We start from the raw sequence: 16,104 nt of genomic DNA on the forward strand, positions 1-16,104 counted from the left end.
GCACCATGTCCGCACGTCTGACGATTGCCGATGGCGCCCGCGAGGCAGGGTGTTTCGCGGACGACGGTCTCGCACGCGTTGCGGGGGATGGGCCAAGTCCAGGACGCGACCCGGGCGGGGTCGTCGGAGACCGAGCGACTGCTGCGCGAGGTGCCGGACGTGATGGGATCTGCGTCCTGGTCGACGCCTTCGCGGCGGGCACCCTGACCGCCCTGCGCGACGCTTGGCGCTCGGTCCCCGACGACGTCCCCGTCGCCACCCGGTGTGGCGGGCGCCGGGCGGAGCTCGCGGACCCGCCGCTCACGGCCCTGGACCTGCACCTCCCCCAGGTGGCGGAGCGGGCGGTCGACCTGCTCCTGCGAGTCCTGGCCGGTGAGACGCCCTCGGAGACCCCGGTCGGCCCCGCCCCCAGCCTGGTCACCCGACGCTCCACCGGCGCCTGATTCGGCAGCCCGGGAGAGTCAGGGCCCCGCTTCACCCCGGAACCTGGCGCTTCGTCCCGGGAAGGTTCTGGGACGAAGCACAGGATTATCGGGTGACTGTGAGGATTCCCTTTGCAGCCTGATGGTGCTGGGCTGTTGGTCGGTGACCGTGAGTGTGACCCTTCGGGTGACTGGCTTTGTGCCTTTCTCGGGACTTGTCCGCTTGGGGTTGCCGGCCCCGGCCCGGTCGGAGCAGTTGGCCTGATCAGGAGCTTGACCGTCCGGTGTTCACGCACCGGTCGTGTCTCATCACAGTCCTGCCGAGTCTCCGCCCCGGACCGGAACCACATCCGCTCCCAGGCAAGGAGAGAACGCATGACCAGTGTGACCGATCTACGTGACGTCGTCGATACCGTCATCGGCGTCGACACCCACGTCCAGACTCACTCAGCGGCCGTGGTCGACGCGCGGACCGGCGGTGTGCTTGAGGAGATCACCGTCGAAGCCACGACCGACGGCTATGCCCGACTGGTGGAGTTCGCTAACGAGCACGCAGCACTGCGGGCGTGGGCGATCGAAGGCACCGGCGGGCACGGCGCCGGCCTGACCCGGCACCTCGAGCGCAACCAGGAGGTCGTGGTCGAGCTCGACCGTCCCGAACGCGCTAAGCGACGTAACGGCGCCAAGTCCGACCCGCTCGACGCGATCCGCGCCGCCCGCGAAGCACTGTCCCGCGCGAAGCTCGGCACCCCGCGCAGTGGCGGGGACCGCCAGGCGCTCTCGGTGCTGCTGGCCGCGCGCCGGTCCGCAGTCAACGCCTCCACCGACGCCCAACGCCAGCTGTTCAGCCTCCTCATCGCCGCGCCCGAGCCGATCCGCGAGCGGTTCCGCGGCCAGAAGGTCCCGGCGATGATCAGGACCGCGGCGAAAATGCGTCTGAACTCAACGTGGGACCTGGAGACCACTACGACCGTCAGGACCTTGCGCGCCCTGGCCCGGCGGGCACGTGCCCTGTCGAAGGAGGCCGCCGAGCACGAGAACGCCATCCGGGCGATCGTGCTGGCCTGGCGCCCCGACGTCCTGGCCCAGCCCGGTGTCGGGCCGATCGTGGCCGCGACCGTGCTGTGCGCCTGGTCCCACCCAGGCCGGATCCACTCCGAGGCCGCCTTCGCGATGCTCGCCGGCGTAGCCCCGATCCCGGCCAACAGCGGCCAGGTCACCACCCGACACCGCCTCAACCGGTACGGCGACCGACAGCTCAACCGGGCACTGCACACCATCGCGCTCTCCCGCATCCACTACGACCAAACCACCCGCGAATACGTCACCCGTCGCACCGCCGAGGGCAAGACCAACCGCGAAATCACACGCTGCCTCAAGCGCTACATCGCTCGCGATCTCTACCGCCTGCTCGAAGCAGGCCCGATCAGGCCTTGACGGTCCATAGGAGCGTCCCGATAATCCTGCAGGGGGTGCGGGGGTATGACGAAGCCGCCGGGTCGGGGAGTGGTTCCCCGGCCCGGCGGCCTCGGTGTGAGTCAGCGTGTGCTGCTCAGGTGGTGACTACCTCAGTCGTCAGCGCCGTCGGCGATGTCGTCCTCGATGCCCTGGGACACCGCGGAGGTACCGCCGAGGATGACGACCTTGCTGGCGCCGAGGCGAGCGATCTCTTCCTCGATGCCGGCACCGAACTTGCCGGACAGGTTGTCGTCGCTACCGCGGACCAGCAGGACCGGGACGTCCTCGGAGCCGGCGAGAGCACCGCCGGCGAGGGCGTCGGCGTACTGCTGGCCGGTGGCCACGTAGACCACGTCGGCGGCCTCGTACCCGGCGGACACGGCCAGGCCGGTCTGGTAGCGGTTGTCACCGGAGAGGCGCTCGGAGGCGCCGACCTCGGCGTAGACCGCGTCGGACACGGCGGCGGTGCCACCCAGGACCACGACGGTGGCGTCCGGGTTGTCGGCGAGGACCTCGGCAGTGGCCGGGGGAACCTCGGTGTCCTTCACCAGCAGGACCGGGGCGTTGTCCCGGCCGGCCGCGGCCGACCCGGCCAGGGCGTCGGCGAAGGCCTTGTCCCCGTTGCCGCGGGCCACGTAGATGGTGTCGGGGGAGTCGAACTCGGCAGCCAGCAGCGCGGCCGTCTCGTACCGGTCCTCGCCACCGATGCGGCGCACGTTGGCCGCGTAGTCACCGAGCTCGGCCTCGATGCCCTCGGAGACCACGCCGGTGCCACCCAGGACCACGACGTTGTCCGGGGAGAGGGCCTCCAGCTGGGCCTTGACCTCGGAGTGGAACTTCTCGGAGGACAGGTCGTCCTCGAGGCCACGGACCAGGAGAACCGGAGCGGCGTCGCCCTCCGGGGTCTCCAGGGTGCCGAACTGGCCGTTGGCCGCGGCGGAGCCGCCAGCCAGCGCGTCGGCGAAGCCCTGACCGGTGGTCACGTAGACCGTGCTCACGTCGTCACCGTAGGTGGCCGAGATGTTGGCAGCGGTCGCGTAGCGGTGCTGACCCTCGATCCGCTCGACCTCCAGGGCCGGGGGCTCCGGCTCCTCGCCGGCGCCGGCCTCGACCAGGGCCAGGGCGTCGAGACGACCCTCACCGTAGACCGGGTTGTCCTCGGCGGTGCCGCCACACTGGTCGTCCGCGGTGTCGATCGCGGTGGTGTTCAGCAGCTCGGTCGTGGCCTCGATGTCACCGACCAGGTCGGGGTTGGAGGACCACAGCAGCGCGATGGCGCCCGAAACGTGCGGGGCGGCCATCGAGGTGCCGTTGAAGTTGGCGTAACCGTCACCCGGCACGGAGGACCGGACGTTCACGCCGGGAGCGGAGATGTTCGGCTTGATCTCGCCGTCCTGACCCGGACCGCGCGAGGAGAAGTCGCCGATCGTGTTGTTCACGTCGTAGGCGCCGACCGAGTAGTTGATCGTACGGCTGCCCGGGGAGCCGGAGGTGTTGCACTCCGGGCCGTTGTTGCCGTTGGACCACACGCCGAAGATGCCCTCGGCGGCCCAGGCCTCCTGGATCTCCTCACCGAACGGGTCGTTCGAGGGGGCGGTGGTGCCCCAGGAGTTGTTCACGATGTGCGGACGCATGTCCGTGTCGCCCTCGCCGCCACCGACCGGGGTCGGGGCCAGCATCCACTCCATGGAGGAGATCAGGGCCTCGTCGTCGGGGCAGCAGCCCGCGGCGGCGATCCACTTGGCGCCGGGAGCGACACCGATCTGGTTGCCGGAGCCGTCGTCGCCGACCATCGTGCCGGTCACGTGGGTGCCGTGCTCGTCGTAGTCGGTCGGGCTGTCGGCGCCGCCCTGCGGGTCGAACCAGTTGTAGTCGTCGCTGCCGGTCTCGGCACCGCGGTAGTGGTCCGCCAGGGCCGGGTGCTCACCGGCCACACCGGTGTCGACCGTGGCGACCACGATGCCCTCACCGGTGTACCCCAGGTCCCACACAGCGGGGGCGTTGATGTTGTCCAGGCCCCACTCCGTGGCCTGCGGAGCAGTCCCGCTGGCGGTCTTGGACACCGGCTCCTGCTGCACGACCTCGAACTCGGGGTAGATCTTGTCCACGCCAGCGTCCGCGGCCATCGACTCGACCAGGTCCAGGTCGGCCGAGTTCACCTTGATCGCGTTGGTGATGTAGAAGGACTTGTAGTCCACACCGGCCTCGTCCAACTGGGCGCGCAGGTCGGCCTGGCTCTCGTCGGCGGCCGCACGCAGCGCGTCGTTGACCGCCTTGCCGCGGTCGGACCAGTTGAGGCCCTCGAACTGCGACAGGTCGGGACGGTTGCTGAAGTGAACCCAGACGTTGGCCTCACCGTTCTTGTCGAGGTCTGCTCGGACCTCGTCGGTGATGTGCGCCTGCGCGTCGTCGCTGAAATCCGGAGCCGCACCGGCGGTGACGGCCGGAGCCATCCCTGCCAGGAGCCCGAACGCCGCGACGGCCACCAGGCCGCGACGGGTCCTGCTGCTTGCTTGTGACACGTTTCCCCATTTCATCTTGCGCAACGGGCGGTCCCTCTCCTGGCACCCCCCGACGGCGGGTAACTAGATAGCCCGTCCGCGGACACGAACTTAACAGGTAGGTCCGCCGTTGGTCGAACTGGTGGGGTGCACGGTCGCCCGAGGATGCCTGTCTTCACGGGCTGTTCACCGATTCGTCACTCCGGAGTGACCTGCAGGTCCGCCTCGAGTTCGCGGGCGCTGGCACAGAGCGCGTCCAGGGTCGCCTTGACGGCCGGAACCCGCTGCAGGTCGGGGGTGGTGACCATTTGGACGGCCCTGCTGGAGTGCGGGCGGACCGGGCGGGTCACCACGTTGGGGTGGGACACCGAGGTGAGGATGAGCTGGGGGACCAGCGCGACCCCGAGGCCCGCGGCCACCAGGCCCAGGACCGCCACGTAGTCCTCGGTCTCGTAGGACACCTCGGGCGTGAAGCCGGCGCTCTCGCTCAACGACAGCAGATGACCCCGGCAGCGGGGACAGCCGGCGATCCAGGACTCCCCGGCCAGGTCGGCCAGGTCGACCACGTCCTGGTCGGCGAGGCGGTGGTCGGCCGGCAGCGCGGCCAGGACCGGGTCGTCGAGGACGTCGAGCACGACCAGTCCCTGCAGGTCGTCTTCGCCGCGACCCACGTCGGTGCCGTCGTAGGTGAAGGCCACCGCGAGGTCGCAGGTGCCGTCGCGAAGCGCGGCCAAGGACTCCGGCGGCTCGCCCTCGGAAAACTGCACGACGATGCCGGGGTGTGCTGCCTTGACCCGGGCGAGCGCCCGTGGGACCAGGGTGGCGGAGGAGGAGGGGAAGGCCATCAGGCGGACCCGTCCCGCCTGCAGTCCGGCGATGGCCGAGACCTCGGCCTGGGCGTTGTCCAGGGCGGCCAGTACGTTGACCGCGTGCCGGGCGAGCACCTCGCCGGCCTCGGTCAGCCGCACCGAACGGCCGTTGCGCTCGACGAGTGCCGTACCGCTGCGCTTCTCCAGGCGCCGCACCATCTGGGAGATCGCGGGCTGGGTGTAGCCCAGGGAGTGCGCGGCCGCCGTGAAACTCCCCTTCTCGGCGATCGCTCGCATGACACGAAGACCTGCTGCGTCGAACATCCGCAGACCATAACGCAAGATAATGAAAAATGGGAGGGCGTGGTCAGGTTGTCATCGGCCATGACCGGTGACGGATGACGGTTGTTTCGGCATACTTCCGGCATGACCATCTACGGATCACTGTTCCAGCAGTTCGAGGAGAACCAGTCCGCGGACCCGTTCGTCCTACAGAACAAGAAGATGCTCAAGGTGTCCATGGCCTACGGCCAGGTCTGGGCCAAGGCCGGCTCGATGGTCGCCTACCAGGGGGATGTCCGGTTCGAGAACAAGGGCTCGGGAGGGCTCAACCGGATCGTGAAGTCCGCGGTCACCGGTGAGGGCGTCCGGCTGATGAGTTGCAACGGGCAGGGGGAGATGTTCCTCGCCGACGCGGCCGCCGACATCCAGATCCTCTACCTGGACAACGACCTGGTCTCGGTGAACGGCAACAGCGTGCTGGCCTTCTCGGGCTCGATCAACTGGGACATCCGCCGGGTGCAGGCCAAGGGCGGGATGATGGCCGGCGGGCTCTACAACGTCGAGCTCAGCGGGACCGGGTACGTGGCCGTGACCACCGACGGGGAGCCGGTCGCGCTCGACGTGGCGAGCGCGCCGACGTTCGCCGACGCACAGGCGGTCGTGCTGTGGACCTCGGGGGTGCGGATGGACGTCAAGATCGACACCGGCGGGTTCAAGTCGTTGGTGCGCGGCGGCTCGGGGGAGACCATCCAGATGGCCTTCGGGGGGCAGGGGCACGTCCTGGTCCAGCCGTCCGAGGGGGTCGTGACCGGTGGGCACCAGCAGGGTTCCTCGTCCGGATCCGGCCTGGGTGACCTGTTCGGCAACTGATCGCCGTGGGGACGGATGACGCGTCGTTGACCTGCGATCATTAGGCTGAGTTACCAATCTTCAATCACATACGTCATTGTGTGATGACTCGATCTCGGCGACAGTGGGGGTATGCCGTCCGTCACCGCCGCACCGCAGCTCACCGATGCCCGTCCCGGGGAGGTGGCCGACCAGGCCGCCCGTTCCTGGGACCGGGTGCCCGGCTACCTGAACGCCGCCACCCTGGGCCTTCCCCCGTGCGCTGTGGTCACGGCCATGCAGGAGGCGGTGGCCGAGTGGGCGGCCGGGACGGCCTGTCCGACCAGGTACGACGCCTCCGTGAACGCCGCCCGCGAGAGCTACGCCCGACTGGTCGGGGTGTCCCCCGACCGGGTGGCCACCGGGGCGCAGACCTCCGTCTTCGCCGGGATGGTGGCGGCCTCGCTGTCCGACGGGGCCGAGGTCGTGGCGATCCAGGACGACTTCACCTCCGTCCTCTTTCCGTTCCTGGTCCAGCAGCAGGCCGACCGGGGCGTCACCGTGCGGCTCGTGCCGCGCGAGGGGCTGGCCGACGCGGTGGCCGAGACCACCGACCTGGTCGTGTTCAGCCTGGCGCAGAGTGCCTGCGGCCGGTTGGTGGACGTCGCGGCGGTGACCGAGGCCGCCCGACGGCACGGCGCGCGCACGTTCTGCGACACCACCCAGGCCGCGGGGTGGATGCCGGTCGAGGCGGACCTGTTCGACCTCACCGTCTGCTCGGCATACAAGTGGCTGTGCCAGCCCCGCGGGACGGCCTACCTGACGATCCGGCCCGAGCTGACCGAGTCCCTCCGGCCGGTCAGCGCCGGCTGGTATGCGGGCGAGTCGATCTGGGACTCGACCTACGGTCCCGGGATGCAGCTGGCCGGCGACGCCCGCCGGTTCGACGTCTCGCCCGCCTGGCTCAGCTGGGTGGGTGCCCAGGCCGCCGGGGAGGTCTTTGCGCAGTTGTCCATGGAGGCGGTGCGCGCCCACGTCGGGGGCCTGGCCGACCAGGTCCGCGAGACGTTGGGGCAGGAGCCGTGCGGACGGCCGGTGCTGGCGCTGCCGGACCCGGACGGGGCGCTGGCCGGGCGGCTCACCGGGGCGGGCGCGACCGTGGCCTCCCGGGGTGGCGGGGTCCGGATCGCCTTCCACCTGTGGAACACCCAGGAGGACGTGGACCTCGTGCTCCGGACGCTCGCCGGCTGACGGGGGCCATCCCGGACTGGTCGCCACCACGTCACCCGTCGGTGCGCGTGGCGTTCACCGGGACGTCACGCGTCGGGGGTTGTCTGGCAGCGTGCTCCAGTTCCACGCCCCGACCGGTGACCCGGTCGCCGCGCAGCTCCACGCGGCGCGGGCCACCGCGCACCACGGGCCGGCCGCCACCGGCCCCCGGCACGGCACCGCGCTCTGCCTGTCCGGGGGAGGGTTCCGGGCCTCGCTCTTCCACCTCGGCGCGGTCCGCCGACTCGACGAGCTGGGGGTGCTCGGCCGGTTGCGCACGGTCAGTGCCGTCTCGGGAGGCGCCATCGTCGCCAACCTGCTCACCGACCCACGGCTGGAGTGGCCCGACCCGCTCGGCCCCTCGGGTCGGGTCGGCGGCCTGGAGGAGTTCGTCGTCGATCCGCTGCGCCGGCTGACATCGCGCAACGTGCGCACCCCGGCGCTGCTGGCCAGGCTCCGTCCCCGGAGGGGCGGCACGGCCGCCACGACCCAGGCGGTGGCCGCCGAGCTCCTGGGTGCCGTGCCCTGGTGGGACCGGGACCTGCGCGATGTCCGGCGGGCGGGGCCGGCCGTGCTCACCAGTGCGACCGAGGTCGGCTACGGCGTGACGTGGTCGTTCGCGGACGCCCGCAGCAGCGCGCCACACGGTCGGGTCGGTGACCACCGGCTGGGGTATGCCGCGCCGCCGCCTGGCCTGCGGGTCGTGGACGCCGTGACCGCCTCGCTCGCCTACCCGCCGATCTTCGAGCCGCTCGTCCTCGACGGGGCGGCGCTCGGACTGGTGGGTGGTGTCCCCGACCCGGACGAGGAGCCGCTCGTCCACGAGCTGATCGGGACGCGGATCGAGCTGGTCGACGGGGGAGTGGTGGACAACCTGGCCCTCGAGCAGGTCTGGGCCGACCACGAGGCGGTCCTGGTCAGCGACGGGGGAGCGGTGTCCCGCGGCCGGGGCCCGGGGTCGGTCCTCGGCCGGTGGTGGCACCTGATGTCGATCGCCTCCTCGGGTGGGCACACCACCCGGCTCCGGTGGTTGCGCGCGTGCTTCTCGCAGGGGCTGCTCCACGGGGCGACCTGGTCGCTGGAGTCCCCCAACGCGGTGGCCACTGCCGTCCCGGAGCACCGTCCTACCGGGGACGCCCGCCACTACCCGCCGGGGACGGTCGCCGTGATCAACCGGGTGCGGACGGACCTGGATGCCTTCGATCCGGCCGAGCAGATGGTCCTGGAGCGGCACGGATACCTGGTCTGCGACGACTCGATGCGCCGCTACGCACCCCACCTGGTCTCCCGCCCCGCGCCGGTGCGGCCGCCCCACGAGTCCGTCGAGGACCCGGCCTGGGCGGCCGAGTTGCTGGCCGGGTCCGACCGGATCACGCCGTGGGGGCGTTCGACGCCCGAGCCCAGCGCCGGGTGAGTTCCGCCAGGACCCCGCGCCACGGCATACCGTGTGCCTGTGGACCCCTCGCAGACGCTGCCCGGCCGGACCCCGGTGGACGAGGTCGCCTATGCGCGGTTGCGCGAGGTCGTGTCGGGCGGCGGTGTCGTGGTGTTGGCCGGCGCCGGGATGTCGACGGCCTCCGGGATCCCCGACTACCGCGGTCCGGACGGCCAGCGCCGGGTGCAGCCCATGCAGCATGACGAGTTCCTCGCCTCCCCGGAGAACCGGCGCCGGTACTGGGCCCGCAGCTACGCCGGCTGGCGCCGCTTCCAGGCAGCCAGCCCGAACGAGTCCCACCGTGCCGTCGCGCAGCTCGAACGGCTCGGTCTCGTCTCCGGCGTGATCACCCAGAACGTGGACGGGCTGCACCACGAGGCCGGCTCCCGCCGGGTCCTGGAGCTGCACGGCAACCTGGCCCGGGTCTGCTGCCTGAACTGCGGGGAGGTGTACTCCCGGGAGGTGGTCCACGACTGGCTGACCGAGGCGAACCCCGGGTTCCGCGTCGAGACCCAGGAGGTGCGACCGGACGGCGACGTCGTGATCCCGGAGGACGACATCGCCCGGTTCCATCTCGCCCGCTGCGTCGTGTGCGGTTCGGACCAACTCAAGCCCGACGTCGTGTTCTTCGGCGGGTCGGTGGCCAAGCCGTTGGTGGAGCAGGCGTTCGCGATGGTCGACCACGCGCGCTCCCTGCTGGTGCTGGGGTCCTCCCTCCGGGTGATGAGCGGCTACCGGTTCGTCCGGCGGGCGGCGCGTCTGGGGATCCCGGTGACGGTCGTGACCCGGGGTGACACCCGGGCGCAGGAGGAGGTCAGCCTGCGCGTCGACGCGCTGCTCGGCGACGTCCTGCCCAGGCTCGTCGCGGACCTCGCCTGAGCCGCGGTCGGTGACTTCCGGGACTACCGCGGGCGCCCAGGGAGGGCTACGTTCGGGGGAGGGACCCGGGACGTCCCCGGGACCCCGTTCGCCCGGAGGTGTGCGATGAGCATGACCAAGGACCAGGTGTCGGTGTTGGCCGGTCGCCCCGTCTTCGACCTCGACGGTCGTGCGGCCGGTGAGTTGCTCGAGGCCTTCCTCGACACGCGAGACGACCACCCGGCGTGGGGGTTGATCCAGCACGGCGAGGTGCTGCGGGTCGTGCCGCTCTACGGGGCGGTGCCGCACGAGGACGGGATCCGGGTGCCCTACTCCGGCGAGGCGATCGACTACGGGCCCACGCTGACCGAGACACCGGAGGGGGTGCACGCGACGCCCGACGAGTGGTTCAGCTACTACGGGCTCCGGGGCACCGTCGGGCCCGACCCCGAGATGGACGTCCCGCTCGAGCAGGAGCACCTCGCGCGCAACCTCTCCGGATACTCGCCCGACGTGCCCGCCGCCCATGCCGCCTCGTATGCCGGGGGGCACCATCCCGGGGCGCAACACCTGCGCAGCGCTGGCATGCGGGCCTGACCGCCGGCGCAGCCTGTTGTCAGGCACGGCATGCAGGGCCGGCACGGCCTGCACGTGACGGTGCCGCCCGCCGAAGGGGTGGAGGGTCGGCGGGCGGCACCGGTATGTGCCGCACGGGGGCGCCGCCGCCTGGGGGACGGCGCCGTGCGGAGCGGGATCAGATGCGGCGCAGCACCGCCGTGACCTTGCCGAGGATCACGGCGTGGTCGCCGTCGATCGGGTCGTAGGCCTCGTTGTGCGGCATCAACCACACCTTGCCGTCCTTGCGATTCAGCGTCTTGACGGTCGCCTCGTCGTCGAGCAGCGCCGCGACGATGTCGCCGTTGTCGGCGCTCTGCTGCCGCTGCACGACGACCCAGTCCCCGTTGCAGATCGCGGCGTCGATCATCGAGTCGCCGACCACGTTGAGCAGGAACAGTTCGCCATCACCCACCAGCTGCTTGGGCAGCGGGAAGACGTCCTCCACGGCTTCCTCGGCCAGGATCGGACCGCCGGCGGCGATCCGGCCGACCAGCGGCACGTAGCTCGCCTCGGGCCGCGCGTCCCCGATGCCGGTCTCGTCGCCGACGTCCGTGACGGGGTGCTCCCCCGTGCCCGAGGGGGCCGCGCCGGCGCCGACGGGGCGACGGTATCCGGTGGCCTGGCCGTCGGCGCCCGGGACGACGATCTCGATCGCGCGCGGGCGGTTGGGGTCGCGGCGCAGGTAGCCCTTGCGCTCCAGCATCTTCAGCTGGTGCGCGACGGAGGAGGGGGACGTGAGGCCGACGACGTCGCCGATCTCCCGCAGGCTGGGTGGGTAGCCCCGGGTGTCGACCGACTCGCGGATCATGTCCAGTACCTTGCGCTGTCGCGCGGTCAGCGCGGGACGCTCCTCGTCCCGCTCCGGGAACTCGTGGATCTTGCCCATCGTCTTCTCCTACCCCTCGGGCCCTGAAACGGCTGGTCAGCCGCTCTGTCGGTGGCGTCTGGTGTGCTTCCCGACATGAACAAGCGTACGAGCATTCGACCCGTCGGGCAAACATCTGTTCGACGCGGCGTGTCGACATTTCTCGTACGACTGTGCTACACATGAGACAGACGTTCTATCGCACGCATGTACGCGTCGAGCAGGACGACCGACGACAGAGCTGGAGGACACCATGAGCGCAGCACCCGTACTGCACGACCTGGCCGAGGCCCCGGAGCGCAGGGCCCCCCGGGGCGGCCGCGGACACCTGCGGCTGGTCCACGAGGGGGAGTTGGCGCAGGGGCATGCGCCGGTCGCGCCGCTCTCGGAGCGCGATCCGAAGGTCAGCCGTCCGCGGCTGCGCGTGCTCGCCGCCCCCGAGGTTCCGGCGGCTGCGGTCCGCGTAGCCCCTGCCCGCGTGGCCCCGGCCCGCGGGCGGATCACCCGTCGCGGTCGGCTGGTCCTGACCGGCACGGTGACGCTCCTGCTGGCGGTGACCGTGGCCGCGGTCATCGGATCGGTGCTCCCGGCGGGGGCCTCCTCGGTCGAGACCGTCGTGGTCCAGCCCGGGCAGACCCTGTCCGAGATCGCCGCGACACAGCTGCCCGACCTCTCGGTGAACTCCGCGATCGTGCAGATCCAGTTGGCCAACGACATGAACAGCCTGCAGGTGCAGGCCGGCCAGGTCCTGGAGATCCCGGGCAACTGAGCCCGTCCCTCCTGGGGAACCGACTGATCCGGGCCGTCCCGGACAGCGGAGCCCGGCCGAGAGCGAGGCTCGCGCGGACCGGCACAGTCAGGGCCCCGGAGGGGCGCTCGCACGCGATCGCGTGGGAGCCGGCGTCGGCTCGGCCAGCGCCGTGATCAGCCGGTCGGCTGGCCGGGCTCCGTGCCCTCGTCGGGTTCGTCGTCGGACTCCATGACCGCATCCCACAGGGCGGCCATCTGGTCGACTGGCAGGTAGAACCCACTGATGTTGGAGTCGAACATCAGGCCCTCAATGTCCGCCGAACTGTAGGCGGCGGCAGATTCGACGACCTGACGCGGCGGCAGGGCGATCGCCGCGAGGTCCTCGCCCTCGGCAATCATCTGCTGCTGGACCGCGAAGTGGCGTGCCCGGTGGCTGTCGGTAAAAGCCAGCAGCACCAGTTGCCCGTCGACCTCGGCCGCGGCGGGGGACTCCATCCCCTCCTCACCGACCGCGATGAACCACCAGTTCGGCAGGTTCATCGTGACGCTCCACAGGGCCGCCATGCCGGTGCGGTCCTCGGGTCCTTCGATCTGCTCGACCAGTCGGTCGATCTCCGACTCCCCGGGGGTCGGTTCACCGGTCTCCGGGAGCAGCGGATCCTGACCGGTCAGGTCCTCGGGCTGCAGTTCCTGGGGGTCGTTCATGGGTCCACCTCACCACAAGACCGTGGGCAGCGCCGCATCCGGCGGGGGGCCGACAGGCCCTGAAGGGGCCTTCGCCGGCCTGGTCACGAAGGCTTTTCCGGCGTCGTCAGGAGGTCTTCGTCGGCGTCGTCAGGAGGGGGCCCTGGCCGTCGAGGGGCACGGAAACCTGTTCGGAACCCACGGTGTGGTGTTCGCCGCGCACGGAGACCTCGACGGTCTCGCCGTCCTCGACCCGGAGGACGATCTCGTCCTGCCGCACGGTGATCCGCAGGCGCGACCCGAGCCAGGCCATCGTCCAGGAGAGCTCGGGCCACTCCGCGGGCAGCCGGGGGTCGAAGCCGAGCTGCCCGTGGCTGTCCCGCATCCCGCCGAACCCGCCCACCAGGGCGCTCCACACGCCACCGGTCGAGGCCACGTGCACGCCGTCGGTGGTGTTGCCGTGCCGGTCGTTGAGGTCGACGAACAGCCCTGCGTAGAAGTAGCGCAACGCCAGGTCGGCATAGCCGACCTCGGCCGCCATGATGGACTGCACCACCGCGGACAGCGTGGAGTCCCCGGTGGTGATCGGGTCGTAGTACTCGAAGTTGGCCCGCTTCTCCTCCGGGGTGAAATGGTGCCCGGACAGGTACATGGCCAGCACGACGTCGGCCTGCTTGAGCACCTGGAAGCGGTAGATCACCAGCGGGTGGTAGTGCAGCAGGAGGGGGCGCTTGTCGGCGGGAGTGGTCTCCAGGTCCCAGACCTCGCGCTCGAGGAAGTGCGAGTCCTGGGGGTGGACGCCCACCTCGGCGTCGTACGGGATGTGCATGCCCCGGGCAGCGGCCGCCCACTCCTCCACCTCCCCGGGGTCCAGGCTGAGCCGGGCGACCGCACGGGCGTGGCCCTCGGGGTCGACCTCGGCCAGTTCGGTGATCGCCGACACGGCCGTCTCGAGGTTGTGCCGGGCCATCACGTTGGTGAACAGGTTGTTGTTGACGACCGTGGTGTACTCGTCCGGTCCGGTCACCCCGTGGATGTGGAACGCCTTGGTCCCGTTGCCCTGCCAGAAGCCGAGGTCGGCCCACATCCGGGCGGTCTCGACCAGGATGTCCAGCCCCTCATTCAGCAGGTAGCCGCGGTCGCCGGTGGCCCGGACGTACTTGTCGAGGGCGAAGGCGATGTCGGCGTCGATGTGATACTGCGCGGTGCCCGCCGCGAAGTAGGCGGAGGCCTCCAAACCGTTGATCGTGCGCCACGGGAACAGCGCGCCCTCCTGGGCGAGCTCGTGGGCGCGGTTGCGCGCCGCGCCCAGCATCCGGTGCCGGAACTGGAGGGCGTTGCGCGCTGCCTGCGGCGTGGTGTAGGTCAGGAAGGGCAGCACGTAGATCTCGGTGTCCCAGAAGTAGTGGCCGCCGTAGCCGGACCCGGAGACCCCCTTGGCCGGCACGCCGACGTTGTCCGCGCGGGCCGAGGCCTGGGCGAGCTGGAACAGGTTCCACCGGATCGCCTGTTGCAGGGCCGGCTGCCCGGTCAGCTGCACGTCGGACCGTTCCCAGAAGGCATCCAGCCAGGCCCGCTGGTCGGCCAGCAGCGCCTCCGGGCCCGCGGGGACGACCCGGTCCAGGGTCCGCCAGCAGCGGTCGGCGAGTTCGCGTACCGGCACCCCCTTGGAGGTGTGGACCGCGACCGTCTTGGTCAGCGTGATGGGTTGGCCCTGCCGACCGGCGAGGGAGTAGACGTGCTTGGCGAGGTCCTCCTCGGCGGTGATCTCCTCGCTGTACTCGCACTCGGTCTCCAGGTGGTGCTCGGCGGCCACCGCGATGGTCATCCGGGACCCGTGGCACCGGTAGCCCAGCAGCATCCGGTCGTCCCGGACCTCGCTGGCCTGCGGGTCGAGCACGCGGCGGGAGAACTGTTCGGCCTTGCGCGGGTCCAGCCCCTCGCCCATGGCTGCCGAGCTGACGTGGTACTCGTCCGACCCGTCCTGCCGGTTCAGCAGCTGGGAGGAGATCACGACCGGGGCGTCCCCGTCCAGCAGCTCCACCTCCAGCTGCAGCTGGGCGACGTGCCGCTCGGTGAAGCTGACCATCCGGGACGACCTGATCCGGACCCGGATGCCCGCGCTGGTCGCCCAGATCACCTCGCGGCGCAGCGTCCCGTCGCGGAAGTCCAGCGTGCGGGAGTAGCCGTCCAGGTCCGCGTCGGAGAGCAGCAGCGGCTCGTCGCCGATGTAGAGCTTGATCGTCTTCGGGTCCGGCACGTTGACGATGGTCTGGCCGACCCGGGCCAGGCCGAAGGCGTCCTCGGCGTGCTCGATCCGCCAGGTCTCGTGGAAGCCGTTGACGTAGGTGCCGTGGGTGTGGGTGTCGCGGCCCTCCTCGGGGTTGCCGCGCATGCCGAGGTAGCCGTTGCCGACGGCGAACAGCGTCTCGGTCTGTCCCAGGTCGGTGGTGTCGTATGCGGTCTCCGTCAGTGCCCACTTATCGACCGGGAAGCGGGTCCGGTCCAGCGGGTCGACGGGGGCCGGAGGCAGGTGGGGGGAGGGGTACTTCAGGTGCGTCATCCGGCACCGCCCTCGCCGCCGAGTTCGTCCGGATCCACCGGGTCGCTGGCCACGATGAGCTCGGCCAGGTCCGCGACGACGAGCTCGGCCCCGGCCTCGCGGAGGGCCCTCGACCCCGCCCCCCGGTCCACGCCGACCACCAGACCGAAGTCACCGGCGGCCCCGGCCCGGACCCCGCTCAGCGCGTCCTCCAGGACGACGCACAGGGAGGTCGGCACCCCCAGCTGGCCGGCGGCGTAGGTGAAGGTGTCCGGCGCCGGCTTGCCGGGCAGCCCGTGCTCGGTGGCCACGAGCCCGTCGACCACCACGGTGAACCGGTCGGCCAGCCCGGCCGTCCGCAGTACGTCGCCAGCGTTGCGCGAGGAGCTGACCACGGCCACCTGGACCCCGCACTCGGCGAGGTGGTCCAGCAGGAGGACGGAGCCGGCATACGGCTCGATCCCCTCGGTGTGGAGCACCTCGTTGAACAGGGCGTTCTTGCGGTTGCCGAGCCCGCAGACGGTGAGTTCGTCGGGGCTGTCCGACGGATCCCCGTGGGGCAACTCGATCCCCCGGGAGGCCAGGAAGGTGGCCACCCCCTCGTACCGCGGCTTGCCGTCGACGTGGGCGAAGTAGTCCTCGTCGGTGTACGGCTCCTGGCCACCGCGGTCGGCCAGGAAGTCGGTGAACATCCGGCTCCAGGCCCGCATGTGGACCTCGGCCGTGGGGGTCAGCACCCCATCGAGGTCGAACAGGGCTGCGTCGTAGTCGTCCCACTGCACC

14 protein-coding genes are annotated in these 16,104 nt (G+C 71.0%); 8 read left to right on the forward strand and 6 right to left on the reverse strand.

The window, feature by feature from the left end; genetic code table 11:
- Positions 1-5: 5 nt before the first annotated feature.
- Positions 6-443 (forward strand): substrate-binding domain-containing protein, encoded by a 438-nt coding sequence (locus FB467_RS07435; RefSeq protein WP_141784534.1) that lies wholly within the window; start codon positions 6-8, stop codon positions 441-443.
- 354 nt (positions 444-797) lie between these two features.
- Complete coding sequence (locus FB467_RS07440) at positions 798-1,859, forward strand: IS110 family RNA-guided transposase (protein ID WP_170230512.1); 1,062 nt, start codon at positions 798-800, stop codon at positions 1,857-1,859.
- A 131-nt stretch (positions 1,860-1,990) separates the two neighbouring features.
- Here FB467_RS07440 and FB467_RS07445 read toward each other — a convergent pair whose 3' ends face one another.
- Together FB467_RS07445 and FB467_RS07450 are read right to left on the reverse strand one after the other, a co-directional pair.
- A complete protein-coding gene (locus FB467_RS07445) occupies positions 1,991-4,402 on the reverse strand; it encodes a cell wall-binding repeat-containing protein (protein WP_141784535.1) in 2,412 nt (803 codons plus the stop codon).
- A 176-nt stretch (positions 4,403-4,578) separates the two neighbouring features.
- Positions 4,579-5,514, reverse strand: a complete 936-nt coding sequence (locus tag FB467_RS07450; protein WP_141784536.1) for a LysR family transcriptional regulator — start codon at positions 5,512-5,514, stop codon at positions 4,579-4,581.
- Positions 5,515-5,616: 102 nt separating this feature from the next.
- Between FB467_RS07450 and FB467_RS07455 the strand changes: the two genes are divergently transcribed.
- The 5 genes from FB467_RS07455 to FB467_RS07475 all read left to right on the forward strand — a co-directional run bounded on the left by FB467_RS07455 (position 5,617) and on the right by FB467_RS07475 (position 10,459).
- Positions 5,617-6,342: an AIM24 family protein gene (locus FB467_RS07455; protein ID WP_141784537.1), complete on the forward strand. Its 726-nt coding sequence runs from the start codon at positions 5,617-5,619 to the stop codon at positions 6,340-6,342.
- 111 nt (positions 6,343-6,453) lie between these two features.
- A complete protein-coding gene (locus FB467_RS07460) occupies positions 6,454-7,551 on the forward strand; it encodes an aminotransferase class V-fold PLP-dependent enzyme (RefSeq protein WP_141784538.1) in 1,098 nt (365 codons plus the stop codon).
- 91 nt (positions 7,552-7,642) lie between these two features.
- On the forward strand, positions 7,643-8,983 hold the full coding sequence (locus FB467_RS07465; RefSeq protein ID WP_141784539.1) for a patatin-like phospholipase family protein: 1,341 nt from the start codon (positions 7,643-7,645) through the stop codon (positions 8,981-8,983).
- 39 nt (positions 8,984-9,022) lie between these two features.
- Entirely contained in the window at positions 9,023-9,883 is an 861-nt protein-coding gene (locus tag FB467_RS07470; protein WP_228393336.1) for a Sir2 family NAD-dependent protein deacetylase, read from the forward strand.
- A 105-nt stretch (positions 9,884-9,988) separates the two neighbouring features.
- The gene (locus tag FB467_RS07475) at positions 9,989-10,459 is read left to right on the forward strand and encodes a hypothetical protein (RefSeq protein WP_141784541.1); all 471 of its coding nucleotides are present in this window, start codon (positions 9,989-9,991) and stop codon (positions 10,457-10,459) included.
- Between the two features lie 157 nt (positions 10,460-10,616).
- Here the strand turns inward: FB467_RS07475 and lexA are convergent, their stop codons facing one another.
- Positions 10,617-11,366 carry a transcriptional repressor LexA gene (lexA, locus tag FB467_RS07480; protein ID WP_141784542.1) on the reverse strand — a complete coding sequence of 250 codons (750 nt, stop codon included), beginning with the start codon at positions 11,364-11,366 and terminating at the stop codon, positions 10,617-10,619.
- A gap of 232 nt (positions 11,367-11,598) precedes the next feature.
- On the opposite strand from lexA, the gene FB467_RS07485 reads away from it, so the two are divergent.
- Positions 11,599-12,114 carry a LysM peptidoglycan-binding domain-containing protein gene (locus FB467_RS07485; protein ID WP_141784543.1) on the forward strand — a complete coding sequence of 172 codons (516 nt, stop codon included), beginning with the start codon at positions 11,599-11,601 and terminating at the stop codon, positions 12,112-12,114.
- Positions 12,115-12,269: 155 nt separating this feature from the next.
- On the opposite strand, the gene FB467_RS07490 is transcribed toward FB467_RS07485, so the two are convergent.
- The 3 genes from FB467_RS07490 to FB467_RS07500 form a co-directional block, all read right to left on the reverse strand.
- A complete protein-coding gene (locus tag FB467_RS07490; RefSeq protein WP_141784544.1) occupies positions 12,270-12,800 on the reverse strand; it encodes a hypothetical protein in 531 nt (176 codons plus the stop codon).
- A 106-nt stretch (positions 12,801-12,906) separates the two neighbouring features.
- The gene (locus tag FB467_RS07495; RefSeq protein WP_141784545.1) at positions 12,907-15,342 is read right to left on the reverse strand and encodes a glycoside hydrolase family 65 protein; all 2,436 of its coding nucleotides are present in this window, start codon (positions 15,340-15,342) and stop codon (positions 12,907-12,909) included.
- Complete coding sequence (locus FB467_RS07500) at positions 15,339-16,103, reverse strand: HAD family hydrolase (RefSeq protein ID WP_141784546.1); 765 nt, start codon at positions 16,101-16,103, stop codon at positions 15,339-15,341. Before FB467_RS07500 ends, FB467_RS07495 begins: the two co-directional genes overlap by 4 nt.
- Position 16,104: the final 1 nt, after the last annotated feature.

The sequence above is a fragment of the Ornithinicoccus hortensis genome, assembly GCF_006716185.1.
GTDB lineage: Bacteria > Actinomycetota > Actinomycetes > Actinomycetales > Dermatophilaceae > Ornithinicoccus > Ornithinicoccus hortensis.